Here is a 25,764-nt window from a genome sequence, read left to right as displayed (position 1 = left end):
ATGGAATTAGCCAAGTCTTTCGAGCCCGCCGACATTGAACAATTCTGGCGCACCGAGTGGGAACAGCGCGGTTACTTCACCGCCACCCTCGATGCCGGAAAACCTTCCTTCAGCATCCAGTTGCCGCCGCCGAACGTCACCGGCACCCTGCACATGGGCCATGCGTTCAACCAGACCATCATGGATGGCCTGACACGCTACCACCGCATGCTGGGCCACAACACAGCCTGGATTCCCGGCACCGACCACGCGGGCATCGCCACGCAAATCGTCGTGCAGCGCCAGCTGGACGCGCAAAAGATTTCGCGCCATGACCTGGGCCGCGAGAAATTCGTGGAAAAAGTGTGGGAATGGAAAGAAAAATCGGGTTCGATCATCACCGGCCAGATGCGCCGCCTGGGCGCTTCGGCCGACTGGCAGCGCGAATACTTCACGATGGACGAGCCGCGCTCGAAAGTCGTCACCGACGTCTTCGTGCGCCTGTTCGAGCAAGGCCTGATCTACCGCGGCAAGCGCCTCGTCAACTGGGACCCCGTGCTGGGCACGGCGGTGTCCGACCTGGAAGTGGTGTCCGAGGAAGAAGACGGCTCCATGTGGTACATCAAGTACCCGCTGGCCGATGGCAGCGGCTTCCTGACGGTGGCCACCACCCGTCCTGAAACCATGCTGGGCGACGTGGCCGTGGCCGTCGATCCGACGGACGAGCGCTACCTGCCGCTGGTGGGCAAGATGCTCAAACTGCCGTTGACGGACCGCGAAATCCCCATCATCGCCGACGAATACGTCGACAAGGAATTCGGCACGGGCTGTGTCAAGATCACCCCGGCGCACGACATGAACGATTACGCCGTGGGCCAGCGCCATAAACTGGCGCAGATCGTCATTTTGACGCTGGACGCGAAGATCACCGATGACGCGCCGGAAGCCTACCGCGGCATGGACCGCTTTGCCGCGCGCAAGCAGATCGTCGCCGACCTCGACGCGCAAGGCTTGCTGGAGCAAGTCAAGCCGCACAAACTGATGGTGCCGCGCGGCGACCGCACGGGCGTTGTCATCGAGCCGATGCTGACGGACCAGTGGTTTGTCGCCATGAGCAAACCAGCCCCGGAAGGCACGTTCTTCCCAGGCAAATCGATCGCCGAAACGGCGCTGGACAAGGTCGCCAACGGCGAAATCAAGTTCGTGCCGGAAAACTGGAGCACCACCTACAACCAGTGGCTCAACAACATCCAGGACTGGTGCATCTCGCGCCAGCTGTGGTGGGGCCATCAAATCCCGGCCTGGTACGACGACGCCGGCAATATCTTCGTTGCCAAGACGGAAGCCGAGGCCCAAGCCAAGGCGCAGGCGGCCGGCAGCACCGGTCCGTTGAAGCGCGACGACGACGTGCTCGACACGTGGTTCTCGTCCGCCCTGGTGCCGTTCTCGACCATGGGTTGGCCTGAAGAAACGCCGGACATGAAGGCCTTCCTGCCATCGTCCGTGCTGGTGACGGGTTTCGACATCATCTTCTTCTGGGTCGCGCGCATGGTCATGATGACGGCGCACTTCACGGGCAAGGTGCCGTTTGAAACCGTCTATGTGCACGGTCTCGTGCGCGATTCGACGGGGCAGAAAATGTCGAAGTCGAAAGGCAACACGCTGGACCCGATCGACCTGATCGACGGCATCGACCTGGAAAACCTGATCGTCAAGCGCACGACGGGCCTGATGAACCCGCGCGACGCGGAAAAGATCACCAAGGCCACGCGCAAGGAATTCCCGGAAGGCATTTCGGCCTACGGCACGGACGCCGTACGCTTCACCATGGCCAGCTACGCTTCGCTGGGCCGCAACATCAATTTCGACCTGGGCCGCTGCGAAGGCTACCGCAACTTCTGCAACAAGATGTGGAACGCCACCCGTTTCGTCATGATGAATACGGAAGGCAAGGACTGCACGCCGAACGACGCCGACCTGTCGCAAGCGGACAAGTGGATCATCTCGCTGCTGCAAAAGGCGGAGCTGGACGTGGCCAAGGGCTTTGAAGACTTCCGCTTCGACAATATCGCCGCCACCATCTACAAATTCGTCTGGGACGAGTATTGCGACTGGTACCTGGAAGTGGCCAAGGTGCAAGTGCAACAGGGCACGGAAGGCCAGCAGCGCGCCACCCGCCACACCCTGCTGCGCGTGCTGGAAGTGGTGCTGCGCCTGGCCCATCCGATCATCCCGTTCGTCACGGAAGCCCTGTGGCAGACGGTGGCGCCATTGGCTGGCAAAACGCTCAAAGCTGAGGGTGACTCCATCATGATGCAGCCGTACCCGATCGCCAACACCGACAAGATCGATGAAGCGGCCGAAGCGTGGATGCAGCAGCTGAAAGCGTTGACGGACGCGACGCGCAACCTGCGCGGCGAAATGCAGATCTCACCTTCCGTGCGCGTGCCGCTGATCGTCGAAGCGGGCAATGCCAGCGAGAAAGAAGCGCTGGCGTCGTACGCACCGTACATCCAGTCGCTGGGCAAGCTGGCCGACGTGCAGATCGTCGATGCGCTGCCGGACTCGCCAGCGGCCGTCGCCATCGTCGGCACCACCAAGCTGATGCTGAAAGTGGAAATCGACGTGGCTGCCGAACGCGAGCGCCTGGGCAAGGAAATCGCCCGCATCGAAGCGGAAATTGCCAAAGTCAACAGCAAATTGGGCAATGAAAGCTTTGTCGCGCGCGCCCCGGCCGCCATCGTTGCGCAAGAAAACGAGCGCTTGCTCAGTTTTTCGGCGACAATTGAAAAACTGCGCGAACAGTTTGCTAAACTAGCCAGCGCATAAGGCAAGTTTGGAAGGATTGCGCGGCGTCATTCGTGACGCCGCGCAGCACTGCTGGTCTTGCCTTGGTATATAACTGTTCGTGACACGATCAAAAAACCAATGGAGACTAGCGATGCATAAAGTATTCAAAGCAAGCGTACTGGTGGCCGCCCTGGCCATCGCCGGCAGCGCCACCGCGCGCGACGGCAACTTTACCCCCGTCGGCACATGGAAAACCATCGACGACGCCAGCGGCAAGCCGAAATCCCTCATCGTCATCACGGAAAGCAACGGCGTCTTGCAAGGCAAGATCGACAAGCTGTTCCGCGGCCCGGACGAAGACCAGAATCCCAAGTGCGACAAGTGCACGGGCGCCAAGAAAGACCAGCCCATCGTCGGCATGGTGATCCTGTCCGGCCTGAAATATGACGGCAAGGAATGGACTGGCGGCGAAATCACGGACCCGGCCAATGGCAAGACCTACAAGAGCAAGGCGGAATTGACGGAAGGCGGCACCAAGCTGCAAGTGCGCGGCTATGTCGGCGTGCCGATGTTTGGCCGCTCGCAGACGTGGGTGCGCGAAGAGTAAGCTCCCCCTGCCCTGATGAAGCCGGCCTTAGCGCCGGCTTTTTTGCGTCTGTTTTCCGCACACGGCCGTTGTTTTCCAGGCCGAATCGCGTTTTTTTGACCCTATCTCCGAACGCCAGGGGCCTATGCGCGCCACCGAACATACTTGAAGTTTCCTAAATGAAATAGTGCATGCCTGTGACGCCATCGCCCTGTAGCGACAGGCGGCATGGCTCTGCCGGATGACCTCATCCGCGGATGACCGGCAATGACTGCCATGCACAAAGGAACACTATGAATCTCTTCAAGCGATATCTGAACCCGCTGATCGTCTCGGCAGGCCTGCTGGCCATGACCGCCCTGGCCGGCTGCGGCGGCGGCGACCAGGGACGCGATCCTATCCTCGGCTTGCCGGCTGCCACCCTGTCCAGCCTGGCCGTCACGCCAGCCACGGCCACGGTCGCTATCGGTGCGGGCCAGCAATTCACGGCCATCGCCACGTATAGCGACGGCTCCTCGCAAGATGTCAGCGCCAAGTCGGCCTGGACCTCGGCCACGCCAGCCAGCGCGACAGTCAATGCCGCCACAGGCTTGAGCACCGGCATCGCTGCCGGCAGCAGCAGCATCAGCGCCGCATTTGGCGGCAAGAGCGCAGCGGCCCAGTTGACCGTCTCGCCCGCCACTTTGACGGCAATTGCCATCACGCCGCTCGCGCCATCGATCGCCATCGCAGCAACGCAGCAATTCACGGTGACGGGCAGCTTCAGCGACGGCGCCACGCGCGACGTCACGGCCGTGTCGGCATTTGCCTCGGCCAGTCCCGCCACGGCCAGCATCGCCGCTGGCGGCCTGGCGCTGGGCAAGGTTGCCGGCACGACGCAGATTACGGCCACCACGGGCGCGCTCACGGCCAGCACCGTGCTGACCGTCACGCCAGCGACCTTGCTGTCGATCGCCGTCACGCCGCAAAACCCGATCATCCCCGTCGCCGCGACGCGCCAGTTGGCCGTCCTTGCCACGTATTCGGATGGCAGCAGCGCTGACGTGACGTCCGGCAGCAGCTTCGTGTCCGCCACGCCAGCCTCGGCCACTGTCGCCAGCGGCGGCCTCGTCACCGGCGTTGCCTTTGGTACCAGCGTCATGAACGCCAGCTTCAACGGCAAGACGGCCAGCACCACCGTCACCGTGCCGGCCATTACCCTGGCCAGCATCGCCGTCACGCCGGCCACCGCCAGCATCGTTGTCGGTGCCACGCAGCAATTCATTGCCACCGCAACGTACTCGGACAGCTCGAACGCCATCATCACCAACAGCGCCGCCTGGACGTCGGGCACCGTTGCCAATGCCAGCGTGCTGAACACGGGCGTCGCCACCGGCATCGCCGCCGGCACCAGCAGCATCACGGCCACGGCCGGCGGCCAGTCGGGCAGCGCGCTGCTGACCGTCACTGCCGTCGCCATCCCGCCCGTCCTCAATCCGATCATCCTGGGCCGCGCCGCATCGTTCGGCGTGCTGGCCGGCACCTCGATCACGAATAATTCGGGCGGCACGACCCTGATCACGGGCGACGTGGGTTCGCCTTCGCAAACGGTCGATCCGACCCAGGCAGCTGGTTTTACCAACTACAAGTCGGGCGCCATCCTGGCCGGCGCGATGACGGATTTGCAAACGGCGATCACGGACGGCAACAGCCGCACTTGCGACGTCAGCTTTGCCGGCGGCATAGACCTCGGCGGCCAGACCTTCGGCCCCGGCGTGTATTGCTATGCGGGCGCCATCAGCATCACGGGTACCTTGACCCTGAACGGTCCCGGCGTGTACATCTTCCGCACGGCGCTGACCTTGAATTCGACCGTCAACTCGGTGGTTGCCCTGAACAATGGCGCCACGGCCGACAACGTCAGCTGGCTGCCCGTCGGCCCGACCACCCTGGCCGCCAACAGCGTCTTCAAGGGCAATATCCTGGGCCAGTCGGCCGCCATCACGGTGGGCGACAACACGACCCTGCTCAATGGCCGCGTGCTGACGGCTGCCGCCGTTACCCTGCGCAACAACCAGATCACCAAATAACCGGGACATGACCATGACTATCGCACACACACTGGGCGCCCTGAGCGTCATGACCGGCGCCTTGCTGGCGGCGCAATCGGCGCAGGCGCAGGACAATACGTTCATCAACCCGGACTGGGCCAACAGCGCCTGGTACATCGGCGCGGGCGTGGGCCAGTCGCGCGCCAACATCGACGAGCCGCGCCTGCGCGCCAGCCTGGCCGCCAACGGCGAAAGCGTCACCGGCTTCAGCAAGGACCAGCGCGACACCGGCTATAAACTGTTTGTCGGCCGCCAGCTGAACCAGTATGTCGCCGTGGAAGCCGGTTACTTTGACCTGGGCAAGTTCGATTTCAAGTCGACCACCAGCGGCAACGGCGTACTGAACGGGCAAGCGGCCTTCCGCGGCGTGAATCTGGACTTGCTGGGCCAGCTGCCGCTGTCGCAGCGCCTGTCCTTGCTGGGCCGTGTCGGCATGCACTACACCAGGACCAACACGGAATTCAGCGGCAACCGCCTGCTGGGTTCGACCAATACCCATGCCAGCGAGCGCAAGCTCAATGCCAAGCTGGGCCTGGGCCTCGAATACAAGTTCAGCGAAGCGCTGGCCCTGCGCGGCGAAGTCGAGCGTTATCGCTTGAACGACGCCGTCGGCAACCGGGGCGATGCGGACCTGTATTCCGTCAGCCTCGTGTATAAACTGGGCCGCCCGGCCAGCGCCACGCCCGCCTACCAGCCGGCGCCAGAAGTCGCCCCGGCCGTCGCGATGCCGGCCCCCGTCATCGTGGCCGCACCGGCGCCAGCGCCCGTGTCGGAAAAAGTGTCGTTTGCCTCGGAAGCGTTGTTTGATTTCGATCAATCGGCGCTCAAGCCGCAAGGCAAGGCCGCGCTGGACCAGCTGCTGGGCCAATTGCAAGGCATGGACCTGGAAGTGATCGTCACGGTCGGCCATACGGATGCCGTCGGCCCTGACGTCTACAACCAGAAACTGTCGCAACGCCGCGCCGAAGCCGTCAAGGCCTATCTGGTGGCGCAAGGCGTGGAAACGAACCGTGTCTACACGGAAGGCAAGGGAGAAACGCAGCCGGTGGCCGACAACACAAGTGCCGCCGGGCGCGCCAAGAACCGCCGTGTGACGGTGGAAGTGGTGGGCACGCGCAAAGTTGCACGCTAAGTTACATGCACGTAAAAAACCGGCTTGCGCCGGTTTTTTTTCGTCCGCGAATTACTGCGCCGGGGCCGGCTTGCGGTGGTGCTTGCTCAAATGCCGGTCCAGGCTGTTGGCGAACTGTTGCCGGTCGGACTGGCTGAAGGCGGCCGGGCCGCCCGTATCGACGCCGCCGCTGCGCAATTCTTCCATGAAGGCGCGCATCGTCAGTTGCTGGGCGATATTATCCTTCGTGTAGAACTCGCCGCGCGGGTTCAGCGCGAAACCGCCCTTGGTCAGGACGTCGGCCGCCAGCGGGATGTCGCCCGTGATGACGAGGTCGCCGGGATTCAACAAACGCACGATTTCCTGGTCGGCCACGTCGGCGCCGGACGGCACTTGCACGGTGCGGATGAAACGCGAGGGCGGCACGCGCAAGCCCTGGTTGGCGACCAGGATGAGCGGCAGCTCCAGGCGGTCCGCCACGCGGTACAAAATTTCCTTGATGACGACGGGACAGGCGTCGGCGTCGATCCAGATTTGCATACCCGGCATACCTTCCTGCGCCATCACAGTTCCCACGCTTCGCCGCCCGGGCCCATGCGCGGCGCGCTGACGCCGAAGTGCAGATAGGCAGCCGGCGTGGCGACACGGCCACGGGGTGTGCGCTGCAGGAAACCTTGCTGTATCAGATACGGTTCCAGCACGTCTTCGATGGTATCGGCCGCTTCGCCGATGGCCGCCGCCAGGTTGCCGATGCCGACGGGGCCGCCGCCGAACTTGAACAGCACGGCTTCGAGCAGCTTGCGGTCCATCACGTCGAAGCCGGCGGAATCGACGTCAAGCATGGCCAGCGCGCGGTCGGCCACCACCTTGGTGATTTCGCCATTGCTTTTGACTTCCGCGAAATCACGCACGCGGCGCAGCAAGCGGTTGGCGATACGGGGCGTGCCGCGGGCGCGCTGGGCGATTTCATGCGCGCCCTCCGGGTCGATCGGTGCTTTCAGCAAGGCCGCGCTGCGCGTGACGATCTTCGTCAATTCGCCCGTGTTGTAGAACTCCAGGCGCGCGACGATGCCGAAGCGGTCGCGCAGCGGATTGGTCAGCATGCCGGCGCGCGTGGTGGCGCCGACCAGGGTAAACGGTTGCAGATCGAGCTTCACGGAACGGGCGGCCGGGCCTTCGCCGATCATGATATCGATTTGATAATCCTCGAGCGCCGGATATAAAATTTCCTCAACGACCGGCGACAACCGGTGGATTTCATCGATGAACAGGACGTCGTTCGCTTCCAGGTTCGTCAAAATCGCCGCCAGGTCGCCCGGGCGCTCGAGCACGGGGCCCGAGGTCTGGCGCAAATTGACGCCCATTTCGCGCGCGATGATGTGCGCCAGGGTGGTCTTGCCCAGGCCCGGCGGGCCGAACAGCAAGGTGTGGTCGAGCGCTTCCTTGCGCTGGCGCGCGGCCGTGATGAAAATCTCGAGCTGGTCGCGGATCTTTTCCTGCCCGACATACTCGTCGAGCTGCTTGGGACGCAAGGCCCGTTCGATCGCCTCCTCGTTGTGCGAGATGGGCGCCGCGTCGATGATGCGCTGTTCCGTGAAGCTGTCGGTCTGGATGCTCATGCCCTATCAGCCTTTCGACAGCGCTTTCAGCGCCAGTTTGATGCCGTCCGACACGCCTGTACCAGCCGGCACGTTCTTCACGGCGGCCTGCGCTTCCTTGTCCGAATAGCCGAGCGCGACCAGGGCGTTGAGGATATCCGATTGCGCGTCGGGCGCCGCGTGCGCGCCGCCGGCGCCGATATCGGCTCCCAGCTTGCCCTTCAATTCCAGCAACAGGCGCTCGGCCGTCTTCTTGCCGATGCCCGGCACTTTCACCAGGCGGCCGGAATCCTGCAGGGTAATGGCTTGGGCCAGATCGGCAATCGTCATGCCCGAGAGAATCGACAGCGCCATGCGCGCGCCCACGCCCGTGATCTTGATCAACTGGCGGAACACGGCGCGCTCGGCCGCATTGCCGAAGCCAAACAGCAGGTGCGCGTCTTCGCGGATGGCCTGGTGCGTGAACAGCACGACTTTTTCGCCCACGTGGGGCAAGTTGTAAAAGGTGCTCATCGGCACGTCGACTTCATAGCCGACGCCCTGGCAATCGACCAGCAATTGTGGCGGATTCTTTTCAAGCAAAATACCGGAGAGACGGCCTATCATCGCGTGTTCCTAATGTTGTGTATCGTTGTTTCTATTGATATGAGGGCCATGCGCCTACCCTACTAAACGGCCGCGCTTCATGCGCAGACCCTGCAGTTGCGGCGCCAGCGCGCCTATCATGGCCAGCGCATCGATGCTGTTGGCATGGCAAATGGCCACGCCCAGCGCGTCGGCCGCATCCGTACCGGGCAAGCCGGGCAAGGACAACAACCGCGAGACCATTTCCTGCACCTGCTCCTTGGCCGCCTTGCCGTGGCCCGTGACAGCCTGTTTCACTTGCAGCGCCGTGTATTCGGCCACCGACAAATCGGCATGGACGAGCGCGCAAATGGCCGCGCCGCGCGCCTGGCCCAGCAGCAAGGTCGATTGGGGATTGACGTTGACAAACACTTTTTCGATGGCCGCGCAATCGGGCTGGTAGGTGCCGACGATCTCGCTCACGCCCCGCAGGATGACCTTCAGGCGCGGCGGTAATTCCCCTTCGGAACCCGTCTTGACGGTCCCCGACGCGATATAGCGCAGCTTGTTGCCGTGTTTTTCAATGACCCCAAAGCCGGTCGTGCGCAGGCCAGGATCGATGCCAAGAATAATCATCGCCAGATTCTATAATGAATACGGCAGGCACCGGTGAATAACCGGTGCCTGCCGCTGAGTACTTTATCGAGTAGCTGTAGGTCGGATTAGCGGTACGCGTAATCCGACATGCGTTGCCAACTGCGCTTGTCGGATTACGCGCGGCCTTCGGCCCCGCTAATCCGACCTACTCTCTCTATCGATATCAATGACGGAAGTGACGCGTGCCCGTGTACAGCATGACCACGCCGCGCTCGTCCGCCGCATCGATCACTTCCTGGTCGCGCATCGAGCCGCCCGGGTGGATGACGCAGGTCGCGCCCGCGTCGACGACGACGTCGAGGCCGTCGCGGAACGGGAAGAAGGCGTCCGACGCCACGACGGAGCCCGTCAGCGACAGGCCCGCGTTTTGCGCCTTGATGGAAGCGATGCGGGCCGAATCGATACGGCTCATCTGGCCAGCGCCCACGCCCAGGGTCATGTTATTGCCGCAGAAGACGATGGCGTTCGACTTGACGAATTTCGCCACTTTCCAGGCGAACATCAGGTCGGCCAGTTGCTGCGGCGTTGGCTGCAGCTTGCTGACCACGCGCAAGTCGCCGATACCGACGTTTTTCGCATCCGGCGATTGCACCAGCAAGCCGCCACCGACGCGCTTGAAGTCCATGGCGTGCACGCCGCTGCCCAGCGGGATTTCCAGCATGCGCACGTTTTGCTTGCTCGACAGAATCTGTTTCGCTTCGGCGGAGAACGACGGGGCGATCAGCACTTCCACGAACAGCTTGGCGATTTCGCCGGCGGTGGCGCCGTCGAGTTCCGTGTTGAAGGCGATGATGCCGCCGAATGCCGAGGTCGGATCCGTCTGCAGGGCACGCGCATACGCTTCCGCCGCATTCTTGCCCAGGGCCACGCCGCATGGGTTCGCATGCTTGACGATGACGCAAGCGGCGCTTTGCTCGAAGCCGCCCATGCTCTTCACGCATTCCCAGGCCGCATCGGCGTCGGCGATGTTGTTGTACGACAATTCCTTGCCTTGCAGCTGGCGGTAGTTGGCCAGCGCGCCGTCGGTGGTGACGAGGTCGCGGTAGAAGGCGGCGCTCTGGTGCGGGTTTTCACCGTAGCGCATGTCTTGCACTTTTTCAAAGGCCACGTTCAGGATTTGCGGATAGGTGCCGCGCTCGGCGTGCACTTTCGTCGGGCCCAGGCTCGTCAGGTAGTTGGTGATGGCGCCGTCGTATTGCGCCGTGTGCGCAAAGACTTTTTTCGCCAGCATGAATTTGGTGTCGTAGCTGACGTCGCCTGCCTTGCCATCGGCCGCACGCATTTCCGCCAGTACCACGTCGTAGTCGGTCGGGTCGCAGATGACGACCACGTCCTTGTGGTTCTTGGCCGCCGAACGCAGCATGGTCGGGCCGCCGATATCGATGTTTTCGATCGCGTCTTCCAAGGTGCAATCGGCCTTGGCGACCGTGCCCTGGAACGGGTACAGGTTGACCACCACCATGTCGATGGTCGGCATGTCGTGCTCGACCAGTTTCGACATGTGTTCAGGGAAATCGCGGCGCGCCAGGATACCGCCGTGCACTTTCGGGTGCAGGGTTTTCACACGGCCATCGAGCATCTCCGGGAAACCCGTGTAATCGGCCACTTCCGTGACAGGAACACCGTTGTCTGCCAGCAGTTTGGCGGTGCCGCCCGTGGACAGGAGGTTGACGCCGAGGGCGGACAGGGCGCGGGCGAATTCGAGAACGCCGGTCTTGTCGGAAACGGAGAGGAGAGCTTGTTTGATCATGGCTGTGGCTAGGTGGTTAAGTGTTCTTGGCGAATGGCGCAGCGGTCAGCTATGAAGCTGGGCCCGCTGCGGCGGATTCAAATCTTGGCGTCACTTGCATGCCGGCATTACAGCAAACCGTGCTCCTGCAATTTCTTTCGCAGGGTATTGCGGTTGATGCCCAGCATCTGCGCGGCGTGCGACTGGTTGCCATCGGCGCGTGTCATCACGACTTCCAGGATGGGCTTTTCCACGGTCAACACGACCATGTCGTAGATATTCGATGCTTGCTGTTCGCCCAGGTCATTGAAGTAATCTTCTAGACTTTTCTGTACGACTTCCTGAATGCTTTCTTTGCTCATTTGTATGCTTCAACCGGCTGAACACCTGGCCATCCGGCGCCGCGTCGCTCATGCGGTCCGCGTGCTGCCCTCTTGCCTCGGTGTTGTAATTAATATTGCATGACGCTCTGTATAGGCGCTCGCCCTTGTACTTCTTTATCACTCGTACTGATCACTATTGCTTATAACTTATGCCACTACCTTGCTATCTGCTCATGCTGCCGTGGCCGCTTCTATAAGGCCACTTTCACTGGATTCGGAGAGGCGGTATTGTAACCGTTCGCCAAATTTCCATTGCGACTCAAAAAATTGATCGACGGCCAGCAATTGCGCATCCGTCGATTCCAGCAAGTTCATTTGCTGGCGGAACGCTTCGCCGCCTTCCAGATCCTTGACATACCAGCCGATGTGCTTGCGCGCCGTGCGCACGCCGAGAAATTCACCGTAAAACGCGTAATGGGCGCGCAAATGCTCGTCCATCAGCGTGCGCACTTCATCCACGTACGGCGCCGGCAGCAAGGTGCCGGTGCGCAGGAAATGGTCGATTTCGCGGCAAATCCACGGCCGGCCCTGCGCCGCGCGGCCGATCATGACGGCATCGGCGCCCGTTTGATCGAGCACAAAGCGGGCCTTTTCCGGACTGGTAATGTCGCCATTGGCCACCACGGGGATGCCCACTGATGCTTTCACGGCGGCAATGGTTTCATACTCGGCATCGCCCTTGTAGCCATCGGCACGCGTGCGGCCGTGCAAGGTCAGCATCTGAATGCCGGCTTGCTCGGCGATGCGGGCGATTTTCAGGGCGTTCTTGTTTTCGCGGTTCCAGCCCGTGCGAAATTTCAGGGTGACGGGCACGTCGACGGCATTGACGACGGCGTGCAAAATCTTTTCGACCAGGCTTTCATCTTGCAACAGGGCCGAACCGCACCAGCTGTTGCACACCTTTTTCACGGGGCAACCCATGTTGATGTCGATGATCTGTGCGCCCCGGTCCACATTGAACTTGGCGCAATCGGCCAGGTCTTGCGGATCGGCGCCGGCGATCTGCACGGCTTTCGGCTCCATTTCGCCTTCGTGGTCCGTGCGGCGCGCGCTTTTTTCCGTCGCCCACAGGCGCGGATTCGACGCCGCCATCTCCGACACGGCGTAGCCGGCACCCAACTGCTTGCACAACTGGCGGAAAGGCCGATCCGTCACGCCCGCCATCGGAGCGACGAAAACGTTGTTGCGCAGAATGTGAGGGCCGATTTGCACTGAGGAACCTGGAATGGACGGAGGAACCTGCTATTTTAACCGATTCCCTGCCTATTTAATAAGCACTATTTTTTTAGCTCAGTGCGTCAGAGTGAGGATGGGGCCGCTTAGCCCAGCTCGTCCATCGCGGGCGCGCTCAAGTGCTCGATATTTCCCCAGTGCACTAAATGCAGCTTGCCGTCGGCGTAAGAAAACCGGTTGACGCTGGCATTTTTGACCTGGAAGTCGCGCGGACTGTCGAGCGTCATGCCGACCGCCTCGCGGTAAGCGCACTCGAGCACGCCGCCGTGGGCCACGATGGCAATCGTCTGGCCGTCATATTGCTCGGCCAAGCGGGCGATGGCGCCATTCGCGCGCGCATAAAACTGGCGGAAACTTTCGGCCTGGCGCTCGCCCGACGGCATCACGGCGTCGATCTGGCGCGATTGCCATTGCGCATACTCGTGCGGATAGCGCGCGGCAATGTCCGCATACAGCAAGCCTTCGAAGGCGCCGTAGCAGCGCTCGCGCAGCAACGAGTCCGTTTGCACGGGTAAATCTTTCACGTCGGCCACGGCTTGCGCCGTCTGCTGCGCGCGCTGCAGGTCGCTGGCGATGATGGCGGCCAGCGGTTCGTCCGCCAGCGCCTGCCCCAGCGCGACCGCTTGCGCCAGGCCCGCCTCGTTCAAGGCGATGTCGATATGGCCCTGCAGGCGACGGCCCGCATTCCAGGCCGTCTCGCCATGGCGTATCAATAAAATCGTGGTGCTCATGCGTTATTTCTTCAGAGTAAGTGCCAACTCGGGATTGAGCGAATAGGCGACGACGAGCTGGGCTTCATCGAGGATGTGGCCGTACAGGGCGGCATGGGCTTGCTGCCCCGTGAAACGCTCGGGCAAAGCCAGTTGCGGCACGTCGAGCGCGTACAGGCGGAAAATATAGTGGTGGATGCGCTCGTCATTCCACGGCGGGCACGGACCATCATAGCCGTAGTAATCGCCGGCCATGGCGGCATCGCCGGCAAACCAGCCCGTGTAATCGTTGATGCCCTGGCGCAACCCGGGACCTGCCGCCTTGCCACGGGGAGTGATGCCGCTGGAAAATTCTCCGGCGGCAATAACCCGCATGGCCGGAGGCAAGTCGAGCAAGCTCCAGTGATAAAAGTCGCCGCGCAGCGCCGTCAGCGACAGGGCCTGGTCATCGCGGTTGGCCAGGCTGGCATCTTGCGGCGCATCGGGGTCGATGCAGAACAGGGCCAGCGACTCGGTGCCGTTGGGCACGTCGTCCCAGGCCAGATGGGGATTGCGGTTGCCGGCGAGGCGCACGCGGCTGGCCGGATCGATCTCGGCAAAAGCATAGTCGGCCGGCATCAGGCCTCCATCACGAAACGTCTCGCTCCACAATTTCATCGCTTGCTCCTCTTTATAGTTATTGCTTTGCGTTCACTTGTAGCCAGAACGTGACGGGGCCGTCATTGGTGAGCGACACTTGCATGTCGGCGCCGAACTGCCCCGTTTGCACGGTCGCATGGCGGCTGCGCGCCTGGTCCACGAAATGCGTGAACAGGCGCAAGCCGTCCTGCGGCGCGGCGGCCGGCGTAAACGACGGGCGCGTGCCGGACTTGGTGTCGGCCGCCAGCGTAAACTGCGGCACCAGCAGCAAGCCGCCGGCCACGTCCGTCACGCTGCGGTTCATCTTGCCCGCCTCGTCGGCAAACACGCGATAGCCGAGCAGTTTGGTCAGCAAGGCGTCCGCTTCCTTCTCCGTATCGCCCCGCTCGGCGCACACGAGCACCATCAGCCCGGCGTCGATGGCGCCGATGGTGGCGCCATCGACATCCACCTTGGCCTGCGTGACTCTTTGCAGCAGCGCGATCATGCCGTCAAGGTGACGCGCGCAAAGCTGCGCTTGCCAACTTGCAACACGAACTGACCGGCTTCCACTTGCAAGCCCTTGTCGCTGATGACGGTGCCGTCGATGCGCACGCCGCCCTGGTCGATCTTGCGCATGGCTTCCGACGTGGATGGGCACAGACCGGCTTGCTTGAGCAATTGCGGGATGCCCAGCGGTGCGCCAGCCAGGCTCACTTCCGGGATATCGTCGGGGATGCCGCCCTTCGAGCGGTTGACGAAGTCGGCCAGCGCATCTTCGGCCGCCTGTTGCGAATGGAAGCGGGCGACGATTTCTTGCGCCAGCGCAACCTTGGCGTCGCGCGGATTGCGGCCTTCCTCGACTTCGCGCTTCAGCTGGGCCAGTTCGGCGATCGAGCGCCACGACAGCAGCTCGTAGTAGCGCCACATCATGACGTCGGAAATGCTCATCAGCTTGGCAAACATGGTGTTGCCCGGTTCCGTGATGCCGATGTAGTTATTCTTCGACTTGGACATTTTTTCCACGCCGTCCAAACCTTCCAGCAGCGGCATGGTCAAAATACACTGCTGCTCCTGTCCGTACTGCTTTTGCAGTTCGCGGCCCACCAGCAGGTTGAACTTCTGGTCCGTGCCGCCCAGTTCCAGGTCCGATTTCAGGGCCACCGAGTCGTAGCCTTGCATCAGCGGGTACAGGAATTCATGGACGGAAATAGGAATGCCGCCCTGGAAGCGCTTGGTGAAATCGTCGCGCTCGATCATGCGCGCCACCGTGTAGTGGGAAGCGAGCTGGATGATGCCGCGCGCCCCCAGCGGATCGCACCATTCGGAGTTATAGCGGATTTCCGTCTTGCTGGCGTCCAGCACTAAAGATGCTTGCGCGAAATACGTCATCGCGTTAATCTCGATCTGTTCCTTGGTCAGCGGTGGGCGCGTGACGTTGCGGCCCGAAGGGTCGCCGATCATGGACGTGAAGTCGCCAATGAGGAAAATGACTTGATGGCCGAGGTTTTGCAGCTGGCGCATCTTGTTCAGGACGACAGTGTGGCCCAGATGCAAGTCGGGTGCGGTCGGGTCCAGGCCCAGTTTGATGCGCAGCGGAACACCGGTTTTCTCGGAGCGTGCTAATTTTTGCGCAAATTCGCTTTCGATCAATAGTTCGTCGACGCCACGCTTGGTAATCGCGAGGGCTTCTTGTACTCTGTCAGACAGCGGAAGCGCGGTCTGAGCGGCGTTAGCCTTTGTAGGCGATGCGGTGGTGTTGATTTCCATAAAATTTGACTGTAGATCTCAAAATGGTAGTAGGTTTGCAGAGTTTGTTATAATGCTCGATCCCATCAATCTTGCCGTATGAAAACGAATCAAAATAACAATAACAAAGAGCGCTAGCTCAGGTCACGTTCAAGGGCAAATTTTAACTGATTGCATGAACCCTATACATAAAATCACAGGCTCACGCTTGTACACACAGCTGACGACGACCCGCAAGGCACGCATTATTGGTGCGTCCGCGGTGCTGCTCGCCGTGGCCGCCTTCGGCGCGGTCGCTGTGTCGCCCATGGCGCCCGACGCATCGGACTTGCCGGTCACGTCCATCGCCCAAAACCTGGAAATGCCTGATCTCGCCTCGCAAATTTCCGCGATGGAACAGGTAGACCAGAATTTCACCCACGAAGAAAAAGTCCGCGCTGGCGATACCCTCGCCACTCTGCTGACCCGTCTCGGCGTGGATGATCAGGCGGCCGCCAATTTCATTAAAACCGACAAGATCGCGCGCGGCGTGATGTTGCTGAAATCGGGCAAGCGCGTGCAAGCGCAAACGACCGAAAACGGCGACCTCAACTGGATGCGCGCCACCCTCGTCGACGGCACGGACAAATCGGTCAAGAACATCCTGATCACCCGCAAGGGCGACAAGTTCGTGGCTACGGAAGTGGCAGCCCAGCTGGAACGCCGCGTTGAAATGCACGCGCGCAAGATTACCTCCACCCTGTTTGCCGCTACCGATTCCAGCCTGGACGGCACCCGCCTGCCAGACTCGATTTCCGCGCAAATCGTGGAAATGTTCTCCACCAATATCGACTTCCGCTCCGACCTGAAACGCGGCGACTCGTTCAATGTTGTCTACGAGACATTCTGGCAAGATGGCGAATTTGTCCGAGCGGGCCGCATCCTGGCCGGTGAATTCACCAACCGCGGCACGACTTACCAGTCCGTTTGGTTCGAAGACCCAGCCAGCAAGCAAGGCGGCGGTTACTACAGCTTCGACGGCAAGTCCCTCAAAAAAGCCTTCCTGAAATCCCCCCTCGAATTCTCCCGTATCTCGTCCGGCTTCTCCATGCGCGTGCACCCGATTTCCGGCAACTGGAAAGCGCACAAGGGCATCGATTTCGCTGCAGCAACGGGTACGCCTATCCGCGCTTCGGGCGATGGCGTGGTCGACTCCGTCGGCAGCCAAAACGGCTATGGCAATGTTGTTGTCCTGAAACACTGGGCCAACTACAGTACCGCCTACGCCCACATGAGCCGCTTCGCTTCGGGCCTGAAAAAAGGTCAAAAAGTCAGCCAGGGCGATGTGATCGGCTACGTCGGCACCACCGGCTGGTCCACGGGCGCGCATTTGCACTATGAATTCCGCGTCGGCGGCGTGGCACAAGATCCAAGCAAGCTGAACGTACAAGCCCAGGCGCCATTGACGGCCGCCGAGCTGAGCCGCTTCCGCATGGTGTCGGCCGACATGATGCACCGCTTCACCCTGCTGCGTCCGAACGACACGGCACTGGCTTCGCGCTAAGCAACACTGCCTTCGGGCAATATATAAAGGCACCGCCCATGCAGATGGCCGGTGCCTTTATTTTTTGAACAGGAAAATGCGGCACAATGCACCCCATCACTTACGCACTCAAGGAATACCCATGCTGTATATCGGTCTGATGTCTGGCACCAGCCTGGACGGCGTTGACGGCGCGCTGGTCGACTTTTCCGATGATGGCGGCACACGCAGCCTCGGCGATGCCTACATTCCCTTCCCCGCCAGCCTGCGCGACGATCTGATGGCGCTACAAAGTGCCGGCCAGAATGAAATCGAACGCGAAGCGCTGGCGGCAAACCAGCTCGTGCGCCATTACGCCGACTGCGTCGCCCAGCTCCTGAGCAACGCGGGCATCGGCCCGGATGCCGTCACCGCCATCGGCGCGCATGGCCAGACCATCCGCCACCGCCCCGAGCTGGGTTTTACGCGCCAATTGAACAACCCCGCCCTGCTGGCCGAACTGACGGGTATCGACGTCATCGCCGACTTGCGCAGCCGCGACGTGGCGGCCGGCGGCCAGGGCGCGCCCCTGGTGCCAGCCTTTCACCAGGCGATTTTCAATGTGCCCGGCCACACGCGCGTGCTGGCCAATATCGGCGGCATCAGCAATATCAGCGTGCTGCACGCGGACGGCACGGTGACGGGCTACGACACGGGCCCCGGCAATGCGCTGATGGATGGCTGGGTCCTGCAGCACCTGGGCCAGCCCTACGACGCCAACGGCGCCTGGGCCGCCACGGGCCAGGTCATCCCCGGCTTGCTGGCAGACTTGCTCAATGAACCGTATTTTGACTTGCCGGCGCCGAAAAGCACGGGGCGCGACCTGTTCCATGCCGGCTGGTTGCAGGACAAGCTGAGCAACTACCCGCAAGCCAATCCTGCCGACGTGCAGGCGACCCTGACACAGCTGACGGCCGCCAGCCTGGCGCATGCCATCCTACGCGACGGGGCACAGGCGGAAACGGTATACGTGTGTGGCGGTGGCGCGCAGAACGCCAGCCTGATGGCGGCGCTGGCCCGTGCATTGCCGGGCATGGCGGTGGAATCGACAGAAGCGCTGGGCGTGGCGCCCAGCCAGGTCGAGGCGCTGGCCTTTGCGTGGCTGGCCTGGCGCTTTACGCAGCGCAAGCCGGGCAACTTGCCGGCCGTAACAGGAGCGCAGGGGCTGAGGGTACTGGGCGCCTTATATCCGAGCTAAGCGGGCGCAGAAACACAAATAGCGGATCGATGATCCGCTATTTTTACATTCCGATAAAACTACTTTATACCGAGAACGATGAACCGCAACCGCAGGTAGAAGTAGCGGTAGGATTCTTGATCACGAACTGTGCGCCTTCCAGGTCATCCTTGTAGTCGATTTCCGCGCCGACCAAGTACTGGTAGCTCATGGAATCGATCAACAGCTGGACGCCGTTCTTGACCATGGTGGTGTCATCTTCGTTGACGATTTCGTCGAAGGTGAAGCCATACTGGAAACCGGAGCAGCCGCCGCCCTGCACGAAGACGCGCAATTTCAGGTCGGGATTGCCTTCTTCTTCGATCAGCTGCGCGACTTTTTCAGCGGCGCTATCGGTAAAGATAATAGGGGAAGGGATCACATCTTGCATTTCAGCGACGGCATTCATATCAGGCACTCCTACTAGAAAACATTAAGTCATTATAGACTGTTGGCGCAAGTCGCGCTGCGGCCGCCGCTGATGCGGCTGGACGGTGTTGTTCCTGCTCACATTTCCGACACGGCCAGGTGCAGCACGGGGTCGGCGCTGTCGTGCCGACTGAGCTTGCCTTGCACCAATGCACCGCTGTGCATTTCCAGCACCTTGTAATAGACCTCTCCTACAATGCGGGCTTTTGGCTGGATTTCAAGCATTTCAGACACATACACGGGGCCATTGATCTCGCCGCTGACGACCAGGCTCGAGCAGCGCACTTCGCCATCGATGCGGCCCGCTTCGCCCAGCACTATATATGTGGGCTCGCCCGGCTCACCCGTGACGTTGCCGCGCACATGGCCATCGATGCGCAAGCCGCCGCAAAACAGCAAGTCGCCCTCGATCCGCGTGGAAGCGCCGATCAAGGTGTCGATGGGATTTTTCGCGTTGCGCTCGAACATGAACGTCATCCTGTCGGGGTAGGTGGCAGTCCAATTTATCACAGGTCCGGCAAAAAGGCGCCGGACCCGCGCAAGCCCAGTCGCCGATCGTTACGGCATCACGGCGATGTGTTGCAAACCGGCCGTTTCTTTCAAGCCAAACATCAAGTTCATGCATTGCACGGCCTGGCCCGACGCGCCCTTGACCAGATTGTCCTGCACCACCAGCACGATGACGGTGTTGCCGCCTTCGGGACGGTGCAAGGCCAGGCGCAGCATGTTCGAGCCACGCGTGGAGCGGGTTTCCGGGTGCGAGCCGAATGGCATCACGTCGACGAAAGGCTCGTCCTTGTATTGCTCTTCGAACAAGGATTGCAGCTCTTCATTGCTGACATCCTTGTTCAGCTGCGCGTACAGGGTCGAATGCATGCCGCGGATCATCGGCACGAGGTGCGGCGTGAAGGTCAGCGCCACTTTCTCGTCCGTGAAACGCTGCAGTTGCGCCGTCGTTTCCGGCAGGTGGCGATGGCCGGCCACGCCGTAGGCTTTGAAACTGTCGCTGCTTTCCGAGAACAGGATGCCGATTTCCGCCTTGCGGCCAGCGCCGGACACGCCCGACTTGCAGTCGGCGATCAAGCCGCCCGCGTTGACCAGGCCAGCTTTCAGCAGCGGGTAAAAGCCCAGCTGCATGGTGGTCGGGTAGCAACCGGGGTTGGCGATCAGCGTGGCTTGTTTGATGTCTTCGCGGTTCAGTTCCGGCAAGCCATACACAGCCTGCTCGATCAACTCGGGCGCTGTGTGGGGAATCTTGTACCACTGCTCGAACTTGGCCTGGTCTTTCAGACGGAAGTCGGCGGCCAGGTCGATGACTTTCACGCCAGCGGCCAGCAGGGCTGGTGCTTGCGCCATGGCAACACCATGCGGGGTGGCAAAGAAGACCACGTCGCACTGCTCCAGGTTCGCCTTGTCCGGCGAGGAAAACGCCAGTTTGACATGGCCGCGCAGGGAAGGATACATGTCAGCAACGGGCAAGCCATCTTCCTTGCGCGAGGTAATCGCCGTCAACTCGACATCTGGATGGGTAGCGAGCAAGCGCAGCAATTCCACGCCCGTGTATCCAGTGCCGCCGACGATGCCAACTTTGATCATGTTCTTTCCTTGTGTATAGATTGCATAAAGATGAGGGAAACGCTACCCCTGCGGGTTTTCCGCGTATTTTACAGCGCAACGCCGAGTCACGCTGAAATGCAAAAAAGCCGCGGGACCGAAGTCCAGCGGCTTTTCGACCAGCACCCCGGAAGGTGCTGTAGCGTAGAAATTAACGCTTCGAGAATTGCTTTGCGCGACGTGCTTTGCGCAGACCAACTTTTTTACGCTCGACTTCACGTGCATCGCGGGTAACGAAGCCGGCTTTCGCCAGTTCCGGTTTCAACGCTGCATCGTAGTCGATCAGAGCGCGGGTGATGCCGTGACGAACTGCACCAGCCTGGCCCGACTCACCGCCGCCATGGACGTTGACTTTGATGTCGAAACGCTCGACATTGCCGGTCAGTTCCAGTGGTTGACGGATGACCATCAGACCCGTTTCGCGCGAAAAGTATTCGTTTGCTGGTTTGCCGTTAACAACGATCAAGCCTGTGCCAACTTTGATAAAAACCCGAGCCACTGCACTTTTGCGACGGCCGGTTCCATAATTGTAATTACCGATCATGTCAGTTCCTTAGAGAACAAGTGCTTTAGGTTGCTGAGCAGCGTGCGGATGGGAACCTTCCGCGTACACTTTCAGCTTCTTGATCATTGCGTAGCCGAGTGGGCCTTTAGGCAGCATGCCTTTGACCGCTTTCTCAAGCGCGCGACCTGGAAAACGCTGTTGCATTTTCTGGAAGTTGGTTTCGTAGATGCCGCCTGGATAGCCAGAGTGACGGTAGTAAATTTTCTCAGTAGCTTTGGTACCGGTCACACGCAGTTTGCCTGCGTTGATGACGACGATAAAGTCGCCGGTATCGACGTGAGGAGTAAATTCTGGTTTGTGTTTGCCGCGCAGTCGGAGTGCCACTTCGCTGGCAACACGTCCGAGGACTTTGTCCGTCGCGTCAACCACGAACCAATCGCGCTGGACTTCATGTCCTTTAGCGGAAAATGTTTTCATGTTGACTTCCTAATAGATTACACGCTCAAATGGTGGTTCCGACGATGTTGCTGTTCGGACTCTGCCTTATTTACTTTTCCTGAGCGAACGGAAAGCCGACAAGTATAAGCGGCTTTGCCTTGCCGCGTCAAGCCGCAATCGAGGCCGGCTGCGGCCCGGCGGGCGGCACATGGATGGGCATTCCTCTATTACAATACAAAACGCTTACAATTTTCGGAGAGTACGATGGAATGCAAAGTCAGCTGGAATGGCCCGTCGGGCATGAGTTTTCGGGCAGAAACGGGTTCCGGCCACCTGGTGACCATGGATGGCGCGCCCGATGGCGGCGGCCACAACCTGGCGCCACGCCCCATGGAAATGGTCTTGCTGGGCACGGGCGGCTGCACCGCCTATGACGTGGTGCTGATCCTGAAGCGGGGACGCGAAGCCGTCAGTGGCTGCGAAGTGACCCTGAAGGCCGACCGCGCCGACACCGATCCGAAAGTCTTTACCAAGATCCACTTCCACTTCACCGTGCGGGGCAAGGCCCTGAAACCGACGGCTGTGGAACGGGCCGTGGCCTTGTCGCATGACAAATATTGCTCGGCGTCGATCATGCTGGCCAAGACGGCCGAGATTACGCATTCCTTCGAAATCATCGAGGAATGATGTAGGTCGGATTAGCGGGGCAAGGCCCCGCGTAATCCGACGACACTACCGGCGCCAACAATGTTGTCGGATTACGGCCTGCGGCCTAATCCGACCTACCCGATCTACGCAGAAGTATCAGATGTAATACGCTGTTTTTGTCATCACTTTGCCCATCAACCCCATCAGCGCCTTCACCGGCGCCGGGGTGTCGATGGCGCCCAGTCTCTGGGCGGCGGCGCCGTGTTCCACTTCGTCGATGGCCATTTGCTTGACGATGGCGCGCGACTTGGCGTCCTGCGGCGGTAATTCCTGCAAGTGGCTAGCCAAATGCGCTTCCACCTGGCGTTCCGTTTCCACTACAAAACCCAGGCTGCGGCCATCACCCATGCGTGCGGCAATGGTGCCCAGCGCAAACGAACCCGCATACCACAGGGGATTGAGCAGGCTCAGACGCGAGCCCAGCTCCGTCAGGCGCTGGGCCGTCCAGGCCAGGTGGTCTTCCTCTTCGCGTCCCGCTTCGTCGAACTGGGCGCGGATGGCCGGGCTGTGCGCATAGCGCGCCTGCGAGTTGTACAGGGCTTGCGCGCACACTTCGCCCACATGGTTGACGCGCATCAAGCCGGCGCTATGGCGCTGTTCGGCCGGGCTTAGCTCCGCATCGGGCGCATGCGCGGCTGGCGTGGGGCGCGAGGCCGAGGCCACGCCCGCCATGACGCGCAGGGCCTTGTCGGCGCCAACAATCAAACGATCCAGGGGGTCAAAATGGCGGTTTGCGGTCATCGTGGCTATTCATGTCAGGGAAAACATGAATTATAGGACGATAGCGGCCGGCCGTCCCCACGCCGCGCGCAGGGGGATCGGGGCTTTATTGACTTGTGCGCGCTTTTTCCTGCTCGATCCAGTCCACCACGGGGCCGACGGCGTCCAGGCCGGACAGGCTTTTCGCCACGCCCAGGTTCAATGAAATCAGGAAGGAAATGCTGTCGACGGGAATATCCGGGCAGTGCTGGGCGAACGCGGCGCGAAAACGTTCCGATTGCAGCACGCGCAAGACTTTTTCACCGCTCATGAATTGCAGCACGCTGGCGATGCTGTGCCCGCCACCTATGGAGTGGTAGATAAAACGGTTGTACTGCGCGTCGATCTGCTTGAAATCGAGCGTTTCCTCCGTCATCAGGCCGGCCAGGTAGTACAGCCCCAGGCTGACGCGGAAGAAACCGATGGCTTCGGCACTGGTCATGCCGGCACGGGCCACAGCCAGTACCTTGTCCTGCATCGCCTGATCGATCGTTTGCATTGCGCTCTCCCGCGCCGTCCGCCGGCGCCCACCGGGCCAGCTTGCATGAAGATGCTATTTTTTTCAATAGACCAAACGATATTTCCACCTTGCAAGTTACATTTTTTGCATGCTACTCTCGTTCTTCACCATTGAATGGATGAAGCACATGATAGAGGTCAAGCACCTGGCAAAACGTTTCCGCATGCCGCCCCACAAGGGCAAGGGCGTGCACGTCAGCGATCCGCGCGAACATGAGGGCTGGTTCCACGCCGTGCGCGACGTCAGTTTCAGCTGCGCTCCCGGCGAAGTGCTGGGCCTGCTCGGCCCGAATGGCGCTGGCAAGACGACCACCCTGCGCCTGCTGTCGACGGCCTTGCAGGCGGACGCAGGCAGCGCCCTCGTCAACGGCGTCGATGTCTTGCAGCAACCGCTGGTGGCGCGCCAGAGCATCGGCTTCCTGTCCGGTTCGACGGGCTTGTACGGCCGCCTGACGGCGCGCGAAAACGTCGAGTACTTTGGCCGCCTGCACGGCATGCCGGCCGACAAGCTGAAACGCCGCTGCGACGAGCTGTTTTCCCTGCTGCAAATGGAGGAATACGGCGGCAAGCGGGCCGATCAGCTGTCGACGGGCATGAAGCAGAAATGCGCGATCGCCCGCACCGTCGTGCACGAGCCGCAGGTGGTGATCCTTGACGAGCCGACGACGGGCCTCGACGTAATGTCGGCCAAGATCCTGCTCGACTTCATCGCCAGCTACAAGGCGCTGCGCGTACCGCTGATCTTTTCCACGCACCACCTGCACGAGGTGGAAAAGCTGTGCGACCGCGTCTGCATCATCAACCGCGGCACCACCGCCTTCAATGGCACGGTCAACGAACTGCGCCACCTGGGCGGCAGCGCGGACTTGTACGACGCCTTTGTCAGCGTCATCAACCAGGGAGCCTGAGCCATGTGGACCATTTATCTGAAAGAGTTGCTGGAACTCACGCGCGACCGCAAGACGCTGATCTTCACCATCCTCATCCCCATCTTTGCCATGCCGCTGATCTTTGGCGGCTTCGCTTATGTTTCCAGCAATATGTTCAAGAACGCGAAAACGGCGGAAATGCGCTACGCGCTGTTCGGCAAGGACCATTCACCGGGCTTGAGCGCGCGTTTTGCGCAGCAGCACAACCTGCGCGAAGTGCCGCTGGCCAGCGAGGGCGACATCCGCCGCGCCATCGGCGACGACAGCATCAAGTTCGCCGTCGTCATCCCGCCCCGGTTTGAAGAGACGCTGAAGCAACAGCAGCAAGCCAAGGTCACCCTGCATTACAACAGCGCCAGCACGGTCGACGTGACCCAGCAACGGGTGCGCGAAATCGTCGAGGCCTACAACGCCAGCCTGCGCGAAAGCGCGCTGTCGGCCCTGAACCTGAGCCCGGCCCAGCTGGCCTTTGCCCTGCACCCCATCGTGCTCGACAAGCAATCCACGGCCAACGAGCGCGAGCAGATGGGCGCCATCGTCGGCGGCATGCTGCCGTATCTGCTGCTGATGGTGTGCCTGACGGCGGCCATGTATCCGGCCATCGACCTGGGCGCGGGCGAAAAGGAACGGGGCACCCTGGAAACCCTGCTGCTGGCGCCCGTGCCGCGCAGCGCCATCGTGGTGGCCAAGTTCCTCGTGCTGTTTACCGTCGGCATGACCTCGGCCGTGCTGATGGTGGGCAGCATGGGCGCCCTGCTGGCCATCTTCGGCAGTTCGCTCGAAGGCAACATGGCCGTTATGGTGCGCAGCATCGGCTTGCCCGACCTGGCCATGGTGACCCTGATGCTGGTGCCGACGGCCGCCATCTTCGCCTCGCTGCTGCTGTCGATCTCGATCTACGCGAAAAGCTACAAGGAAGCGGCCGGCATGATCACGCCATTGATGCTGTTCGTCATCCTGCCCACAGTGGCGGCCATGCTGCCCGGCGTCGAGCTGAACTGGATGTGGGCCATGGTGCCGCTGACGAATGTGTCGCTGGCCATGAAGGAACTGGTCAAGGGCACCATGGATTACCGCATGTTCGGCGTGATCCTGGCCTCGACGACGGTGATCGCGGGCGCGCTGCTGGCCCTGTGCCGCTGGTGGTTCAACCGCGAATCGGTGTTATTCCGCAATTAAACTTGCCATGTGACTCGCGGCGGGGCGCCATCCGCCCCGCCCGGCTGCACTCTGGGCACGCGAAAATGCCGTGTATCGCATGCAACTGCCCAGTACGTCTTAAATTCAAT

27 protein-coding genes are annotated in these 25,764 nt (G+C 61.2%); 9 read left to right on the top strand and 18 right to left on the bottom strand.

The annotated features are described in order from the left end of the window. The 4 genes from AC54AG_RS26940 (at position 1) to AC54AG_RS26925 (ending at position 6,577) form a co-directional block, all read left to right on the top strand. Positions 1 to 2,808: a valine--tRNA ligase gene (locus tag AC54AG_RS26940; protein ID WP_496632393.1), complete on the top strand. Its 2,808-nt coding sequence runs from the start codon at positions 1 to 3 to the stop codon at positions 2,806 to 2,808. A gap of 112 nt (positions 2,809 to 2,920) precedes the next feature. Further along, positions 2,921 to 3,376 (top strand): DUF2147 domain-containing protein, encoded by a 456-nt coding sequence (locus AC54AG_RS26935; RefSeq protein ID WP_034749198.1) that lies wholly within the window; start codon positions 2,921 to 2,923, stop codon positions 3,374 to 3,376. 272 nt (positions 3,377 to 3,648) lie between these two features. Further along, positions 3,649 to 5,424, top strand: coding sequence for an ice-binding family protein (locus tag AC54AG_RS26930; RefSeq protein ID WP_496632390.1), 1,776 nt, complete (start codon positions 3,649 to 3,651; stop codon positions 5,422 to 5,424). A gap of 13 nt (positions 5,425 to 5,437) precedes the next feature. Next, entirely contained in the window at positions 5,438 to 6,577 is a 1,140-nt protein-coding gene (locus AC54AG_RS26925; protein WP_496632388.1) for an OmpA family protein, read from the top strand. A gap of 51 nt (positions 6,578 to 6,628) precedes the next feature. On the opposite strand, the gene AC54AG_RS26920 is transcribed toward AC54AG_RS26925, so the two are convergent. From AC54AG_RS26920 to tyrS, 11 genes are all read right to left on the bottom strand, one after another. Further along, on the bottom strand, positions 6,629 to 7,096 hold the full coding sequence (locus AC54AG_RS26920; protein WP_034749529.1) for a YaiI/YqxD family protein: 468 nt from the start codon (positions 7,094 to 7,096) through the stop codon (positions 6,629 to 6,631). Positions 7,097 to 7,119: 23 nt separating this feature from the next. Beyond that, entirely contained in the window at positions 7,120 to 8,175 is a 1,056-nt protein-coding gene (gene ruvB, locus AC54AG_RS26915) for a Holliday junction branch migration DNA helicase RuvB (protein ID WP_034749202.1), read from the bottom strand. 6 nt (positions 8,176 to 8,181) lie between these two features. Next, positions 8,182 to 8,760: a Holliday junction branch migration protein RuvA gene (gene ruvA / locus AC54AG_RS26910; RefSeq protein ID WP_496632385.1), complete on the bottom strand. Its 579-nt coding sequence runs from the start codon at positions 8,758 to 8,760 to the stop codon at positions 8,182 to 8,184. A gap of 54 nt (positions 8,761 to 8,814) precedes the next feature. Continuing rightward, positions 8,815 to 9,354, bottom strand: a complete 540-nt coding sequence (gene ruvC / locus AC54AG_RS26905) for a crossover junction endodeoxyribonuclease RuvC (RefSeq protein WP_034749205.1) — start codon at positions 9,352 to 9,354, stop codon at positions 8,815 to 8,817. 184 nt (positions 9,355 to 9,538) lie between these two features. Beyond that, positions 9,539 to 11,125: a bifunctional phosphoribosylaminoimidazolecarboxamide formyltransferase/IMP cyclohydrolase gene (gene purH, locus AC54AG_RS26900; protein WP_070301635.1), complete on the bottom strand. Its 1,587-nt coding sequence runs from the start codon at positions 11,123 to 11,125 to the stop codon at positions 9,539 to 9,541. Between the two features lie 107 nt (positions 11,126 to 11,232). Further along, on the bottom strand, positions 11,233 to 11,466 hold the full coding sequence (locus tag AC54AG_RS26895) for a helix-turn-helix domain-containing protein (RefSeq protein WP_008445162.1): 234 nt from the start codon (positions 11,464 to 11,466) through the stop codon (positions 11,233 to 11,235). Positions 11,467 to 11,658: 192 nt separating this feature from the next. After that, a complete protein-coding gene (gene dusB, locus AC54AG_RS26890; protein WP_496632381.1) occupies positions 11,659 to 12,699 on the bottom strand; it encodes a tRNA dihydrouridine synthase DusB in 1,041 nt (346 codons plus the stop codon). Between the two features lie 107 nt (positions 12,700 to 12,806). After that, positions 12,807 to 13,451: a histidine phosphatase family protein gene (locus AC54AG_RS26885; protein WP_496632380.1), complete on the bottom strand. Its 645-nt coding sequence runs from the start codon at positions 13,449 to 13,451 to the stop codon at positions 12,807 to 12,809. A gap of 3 nt (positions 13,452 to 13,454) precedes the next feature. Beyond that, on the bottom strand, positions 13,455 to 14,087 hold the full coding sequence (locus AC54AG_RS26880; protein ID WP_070301633.1) for a YbhB/YbcL family Raf kinase inhibitor-like protein: 633 nt from the start codon (positions 14,085 to 14,087) through the stop codon (positions 13,455 to 13,457). Positions 14,088 to 14,106: 19 nt separating this feature from the next. After that, positions 14,107 to 14,556 carry a D-aminoacyl-tRNA deacylase gene (dtd, locus tag AC54AG_RS26875; RefSeq protein WP_072456741.1) on the bottom strand — a complete coding sequence of 150 codons (450 nt, stop codon included), beginning with the start codon at positions 14,554 to 14,556 and terminating at the stop codon, positions 14,107 to 14,109. Further along, positions 14,553 to 15,818 carry a tyrosine--tRNA ligase gene (tyrS, locus tag AC54AG_RS26870; protein WP_034749219.1) on the bottom strand — a complete coding sequence of 422 codons (1,266 nt, stop codon included), beginning with the start codon at positions 15,816 to 15,818 and terminating at the stop codon, positions 14,553 to 14,555. The genes dtd and tyrS overlap by 4 nt, the downstream gene beginning before the upstream one ends. Positions 15,819 to 15,972: 154 nt before the next feature. Between tyrS and AC54AG_RS26865 the strand changes: the two genes are divergently transcribed. Together AC54AG_RS26865 and AC54AG_RS26860 are read left to right on the top strand one after the other, a co-directional pair. Continuing rightward, positions 15,973 to 17,340 carry a M23 family metallopeptidase gene (locus AC54AG_RS26865; protein WP_034749221.1) on the top strand — a complete coding sequence of 456 codons (1,368 nt, stop codon included), beginning with the start codon at positions 15,973 to 15,975 and terminating at the stop codon, positions 17,338 to 17,340. 121 nt (positions 17,341 to 17,461) lie between these two features. After that, the gene (locus AC54AG_RS26860) at positions 17,462 to 18,556 is read left to right on the top strand and encodes an anhydro-N-acetylmuramic acid kinase (RefSeq protein ID WP_496632376.1); all 1,095 of its coding nucleotides are present in this window, start codon (positions 17,462 to 17,464) and stop codon (positions 18,554 to 18,556) included. Between the two features lie 64 nt (positions 18,557 to 18,620). Here AC54AG_RS26860 and erpA read toward each other — a convergent pair whose 3' ends face one another. From erpA to rplM, 5 genes are all read right to left on the bottom strand, one after another. Beyond that, complete coding sequence (gene erpA, locus AC54AG_RS26855; protein WP_029496047.1) at positions 18,621 to 18,983, bottom strand: iron-sulfur cluster insertion protein ErpA; 363 nt, start codon at positions 18,981 to 18,983, stop codon at positions 18,621 to 18,623. 98 nt (positions 18,984 to 19,081) lie between these two features. Next, the gene (locus tag AC54AG_RS26850; protein WP_034749532.1) at positions 19,082 to 19,471 is read right to left on the bottom strand and encodes a bactofilin family protein; all 390 of its coding nucleotides are present in this window, start codon (positions 19,469 to 19,471) and stop codon (positions 19,082 to 19,084) included. A gap of 90 nt (positions 19,472 to 19,561) precedes the next feature. Further along, the gene (gene argC, locus AC54AG_RS26845; protein WP_072456735.1) at positions 19,562 to 20,599 is read right to left on the bottom strand and encodes an N-acetyl-gamma-glutamyl-phosphate reductase; all 1,038 of its coding nucleotides are present in this window, start codon (positions 20,597 to 20,599) and stop codon (positions 19,562 to 19,564) included. A 169-nt stretch (positions 20,600 to 20,768) separates the two neighbouring features. Continuing rightward, entirely contained in the window at positions 20,769 to 21,161 is a 393-nt protein-coding gene (gene rpsI, locus AC54AG_RS26840; RefSeq protein WP_010393285.1) for a 30S ribosomal protein S9, read from the bottom strand. A 9-nt stretch (positions 21,162 to 21,170) separates the two neighbouring features. Continuing rightward, positions 21,171 to 21,599, bottom strand: a complete 429-nt coding sequence (gene rplM, locus AC54AG_RS26835) for a 50S ribosomal protein L13 (protein ID WP_010393282.1) — start codon at positions 21,597 to 21,599, stop codon at positions 21,171 to 21,173. 225 nt (positions 21,600 to 21,824) lie between these two features. Between rplM and AC54AG_RS26830 the strand changes: the two genes are divergently transcribed. Then, on the top strand, positions 21,825 to 22,247 hold the full coding sequence (locus AC54AG_RS26830; protein WP_034749235.1) for an OsmC family protein: 423 nt from the start codon (positions 21,825 to 21,827) through the stop codon (positions 22,245 to 22,247). A 117-nt stretch (positions 22,248 to 22,364) separates the two neighbouring features. On the opposite strand, the gene coq7 is transcribed toward AC54AG_RS26830, so the two are convergent. Beyond that, positions 22,365 to 23,009, bottom strand: coding sequence for a 2-polyprenyl-3-methyl-6-methoxy-1,4-benzoquinone monooxygenase (gene coq7 / locus AC54AG_RS26825; RefSeq protein WP_077399524.1), 645 nt, complete (start codon positions 23,007 to 23,009; stop codon positions 22,365 to 22,367). Between the two features lie 85 nt (positions 23,010 to 23,094). Further along, positions 23,095 to 23,526, bottom strand: coding sequence for a hypothetical protein (locus AC54AG_RS26820; RefSeq protein WP_338680765.1), 432 nt, complete (start codon positions 23,524 to 23,526; stop codon positions 23,095 to 23,097). Between the two features lie 148 nt (positions 23,527 to 23,674). Here AC54AG_RS26820 and AC54AG_RS26815 point away from each other — a divergent pair, with 148 nt between their 5' ends. Continuing rightward, positions 23,675 to 24,454, top strand: a complete 780-nt coding sequence (locus AC54AG_RS26815) for an ATP-binding cassette domain-containing protein (protein WP_496632371.1) — start codon at positions 23,675 to 23,677, stop codon at positions 24,452 to 24,454. Between the two features lie 3 nt (positions 24,455 to 24,457). Further along, positions 24,458 to 25,654, top strand: coding sequence for an ABC transporter permease (locus AC54AG_RS26810; RefSeq protein WP_034749241.1), 1,197 nt, complete (start codon positions 24,458 to 24,460; stop codon positions 25,652 to 25,654). Positions 25,655 to 25,764 lie beyond the last annotated feature (110 nt).

This window comes from Janthinobacterium sp. BCJ23, from assembly GCF_059617945.1.
This window is presented reverse-complemented; position numbering and strand designations above follow the sequence as displayed.